Origin of the sequence: Burkholderia sp. Ax-1720, from assembly GCF_011753035.1 — a bacterium.
GTDB classification, from domain to species: domain Bacteria; phylum Pseudomonadota; class Gammaproteobacteria; order Burkholderiales; family Burkholderiaceae; genus Burkholderia; species Burkholderia gladioli.
In genome coordinates this window covers 1-3,582 of the sequence record NZ_VWWK01000329.1, presented here as the reverse complement: position 1 = coordinate 3,582, position 3,582 = coordinate 1, and the positions used below count along the sequence as shown (strand labels likewise).

Genomic DNA, 3,582 nt, shown 5'->3' with positions numbered 1-3,582 from the left:
CGGCTGGCGCTGGCCGATCAGGGCCTCGACCAGGGCCTTCTGGCCGTTGCCGGAGACGCCGGCGATGCCGAGGATCTCGCCGCGGCGCACCGCCAGCGAGAGTTCGCGCACGGCCGGCAGGCCGAGGTCGTCGCGCACCGTGAGGCCGCTGGCCTCGAGGCCGATCGGCGCGTCGGCGGGGCAGGGGCGGCGCGTGGCGCGCGCCGCGAGTGTCGTGTCGGGCAGCGATGCGGCGGGGCTGGAGGTCGCGCTCGTCACGGCGCCTGTCGTCGCGATCGTCGTTGCGATCGTTGCCGCGTTTTTCGCCGCGCTTGTCGTCACGCTTGCCGATGCGCTTTTCGTCGCATCCGTCGCATCCGTCGCATCCGTGGTCGCGTCATCGGCCGCGTCCCTTGCCGCCGTCTCCACGCCCATCATCCAGGCCGCCAGCTCGTCGCGGCTGGTATCGGCCACGTTCGCCTGCGCCACCGCGCGGCCCTTGCGCAGCACCGTCACCGCGTCGGCGAAATCGAGCACCTCGCGAAACTTGTGGGTGATCATCAGCACCGTCAGCACGCGCGCGCTGGCCAGCTCGCGCATCAGGCCGAGCACCTCGTCGGCTTCCTGCGGCGTGAGCACCGAGGTCGGCTCGTCGAGGATCAGGAAGCGCCGCTCCAGGTAGAGCTGCTTGAGGATCTCCAGCTTCTGCTTCTCGCCCGCCGCGAGGCTCGACACGGGCGCATCCAGCCTGAGCCGGAACGGCATGCGCGCCAGGAAGCGTTCCAGGCGGCCGCGCTCGGCGCGCCAGTCGATGCGCCAGGGCAGCGCGGCGCGCGCGAGCAGCAGGTTTTCCTCCACCGACATGCCCGCGGCCAGCGTGAAGTGCTGGTAGACCATGCCGATGTCGAGCGCCTGCGCGTCGCGCGGCGAGGCGATCCGCACCTCGCGCGCGCCGGCGATGATCTGCCCCGCGTCGAGCGGCCCGTAGCCGACCAGCCCCTTCACCAGGGTGCTCTTGCCCGCGCCGTTCTCGCCGAGCAGCGCATGCACGCTGCCCGGCGCGATCTTCAGCGAGACCTGGTCGAGCGCGCGGAACGCGCCGAACGACTTGCTCGCGCCGATCACCTCGATGCCGAGCGCGCGGCCGTTGGCGGCGTCCAGCGCATCGGCGGCGCTGGCGGCGCCGATCGGGCGCGCCACGCGGCGCATCACGACGCGGCTCCCAGCGTGGCGAGCAGGGCCGCCGAGCTCGACACCGCGCCGAACACGCCGCCCTGCATGGTCACCATGTGCAAGGCGGCGGCGTGGTTGGCGGGATCGGTGGCGCCGCAGCAGTCGGCCAGCATCACGCACTCGAAGCCGCGGTCGTTGGCCTCGCGCATGGTGGTGTGGACGCAGACGTCGGTGGTGATGCCGGTCAGGATCAGGTTGACGATGCCGCGCGTGCGCAGGATCAGCTCCAGGTCGGTGGCGTAGAACGAGCCCTTGCCGGGTTTGTCGATCACCACCTCGCCGGTGAGCGGCGCGAGTTCCTCGATGATTTCCCAGCCCGGCTCGCCGCGCACCAGGATCCGCCCGCAGGGGCCGTCGTCGCCGATGCCGACGCCGTCGGTGCCGGCTTGGCGGCTGCGCCAGCGCTTGTTGGCGGGCAGGTCGGAGAGGTCGGGGCGATGGCCCTCGCGGGTATGGATGATGGTGTAGCCCTGCGCGCGCATCGCCGCCAGCACGCGGCCGATCGGTTCGATCGGCGCGCGCGTGAGCGACAGGTCGTAGCCCATCTTGTCGACGTAGCCGCCGTGGCCGCAGAAATCGGTCTGCATGTCGATCACGACCAGGGCGGTGTTGTCGGGGCGCAGCGCGCCGTCATAGGGCCAGGGATAGGGTTTGGCTTCGATATGGCGGTTCATCGGTGAGGCGTTCCTTGACGATGCGCGTCAGCGCGTGAGGCTCAGCTCGCCCGGCGCGCCGGCGAAGCGGCGATCGGGACGGCAGTGGAGGATCATGATGGCCAGCGTCAGCACATAGGGTGCGGCGTTCCAGAGGTCGTAGCCGGCGGTCACGCCGATCGCCTGCAGGGCCGGGCCGAGCGCGCCGGCCGCGCCGAACAGCAGCGAGGCGGCCAGGCAGCGCAGCGGCTGCCAGCGCGCGAAGATCACCAGCGCCACGGCCATCAGGCCCTGGCCGCTCGACAGCCCCTCGTTCCAGCTTCCCGGGTAGACCAGCGACAGGTAGGCGCCGCCCACCGCGGCCAGCGCGCCGCCCACCGAGGTGGCCGCGATCCGCACCCGCGTGCCGTGGTAGCCGAGCGCGCGCGCGGTTTCGGCGTGGTCGCCCACCAGGCGCAGCACCATGCCCCAGCGCGTGTGGCGCAGGCCCCATTGCAGCGCGAGCGCCAGCACGATGCCGAGCAGGAACAGCGGGCTGATGCGCAGCGCGTTGTGCAGTTGCGGCAGGCTGGCGGCCCAGCGCCCGAGATCGAGCGAGCCCAGCATCGGCGCCTGCGGCTCGATGAAGGGCTTGCCGAGGAAGAAGGCCAGGCCCGTGCCGAGCAGCATCAGCGCGATGCCGAAGGCGATGTCCGAGACGCGCGGCAGCGAGCAGACCAGGCCGTGCAGCGCGCCCAGCAGCAGGCCGGCGCCGGCCGCGGCGAGCACCCCGAGCCAGGGCGAGCCGCTCAGGCAGGCGGTGGCGTAGCCGGTCATGGCGCCCGATACCAGCACGCCTTCCAGGCCCAGGTTGACGCGGCCGGCCTTCTCGGTCAGGCATTCGCCGAGGCTCACGAACAGGTAGGGCGTGCTGACGCGGATCGCGCCGGCCGCCAGCGACAACAGCAGGATCGCCAGGGGCGAATGCAGCTCAGGCATGGGTGTTCTCCATGGCGGCGAGCGCCGTGTCGGTGTCGAGCGGCCGGGCGGCGCGGGCCGCGTCCTGCAGCTTCAGGCGCCAGGCGGCCAGCCGCGGGCCGAGCGCCTCGAAGGCGAGCAGGTTGGCGAACAGCAGGCCCTGCAGCACCAGGGTGGTGGCGTCGGGCAGGTCCAGGCGCCGCTGCAGCAGGCTGCCGCTGGCCTCCATGCCGCCGATGCCGATCGCGCAGAGCACGATCGCGAGCGGGTTGTGGCGCGCCGCGAAGGCCACCAGGATGCCGCCGTAGCCATAGCCGACCAGCAGCGAGGCATTGGCCGCGCCCTGCACGGCGGCGGTCTCGAACAGGCCGGCCAGGCCCGCGGCCGCGCCGCCGAGCGTGCAGGCCAGCAAGGTGAGGCGCGCCACCGGCAGCCCGGCCAGGCGCGCCGCGCGCGGGTTGCCGCCGACGATGCGCATCGCGAAACCCTGGGTGGCGTGACGCACCAGCACCCAGGCCGCGAGGCAGGCCAGCGCGCCCCACAGCAGGCCCCAGTGCACGTCGAGGCCGGGCAGCGAGCCGATCGCGAAGGCGTCGGGGATCGGCCGCGTGGAAGGCTTGTTGAGGCTGGCCGGGTCGCGCAGCGGCCCTTCCACCAGGAACTTGAACACCGCGATCGCGATATAGGACAGCAGCAGGCTGCTGATCGTCTCGTTGACGCCGCGCCACTGGCGCAGCGCGCCGGCCGCGCCGATCCACAA

The 3,582-nt window shown here is 72.6% G+C and carries 4 protein-coding genes; all 4 read right to left on the bottom strand.

What is annotated here, in order from left to right; translation table 11 throughout:
* The coding region (locus F3J18_RS38425; RefSeq protein ID WP_240156505.1) for an ATP-binding cassette domain-containing protein at positions 1–1,188 on the bottom strand (1,188 nt) is incomplete at its 3' end.
* On the bottom strand, positions 1,188–1,886 hold the full coding sequence (locus F3J18_RS36190) for an isochorismatase family cysteine hydrolase (protein WP_166916956.1): 699 nt from the start codon (positions 1,884–1,886) through the stop codon (positions 1,188–1,190). The genes F3J18_RS38425 and F3J18_RS36190, both read right to left, overlap by 1 nt.
* Before the next feature lie 27 nt (positions 1,887–1,913).
* The gene (locus F3J18_RS36185) at positions 1,914–2,843 is read right to left on the bottom strand and encodes an ABC transporter permease (RefSeq protein WP_166916954.1); all 930 of its coding nucleotides are present in this window, start codon (positions 2,841–2,843) and stop codon (positions 1,914–1,916) included.
* Positions 2,836–3,582 (bottom strand): ABC transporter permease (locus tag F3J18_RS36180; RefSeq protein WP_166916952.1); only part of this gene is annotated, 747 nt, incomplete at its 5' end. The genes F3J18_RS36180 and F3J18_RS36185, both read right to left, overlap by 8 nt.

Excerpts from the sequence above, each read along its gene's own strand:
- F3J18_RS36190 (WP_166916956.1), bottom strand. The coding sequence starts at position 1,886 with ATGAACCGCCATATCGAAGCCAAACCCTATCCCTGGCCCTATGACGGC.
- F3J18_RS36185 (WP_166916954.1), bottom strand. The coding sequence starts at position 2,843 with ATGCCTGAGCTGCATTCGCCCCTGGCGATCCTGCTGTTGTCGCTGGCG.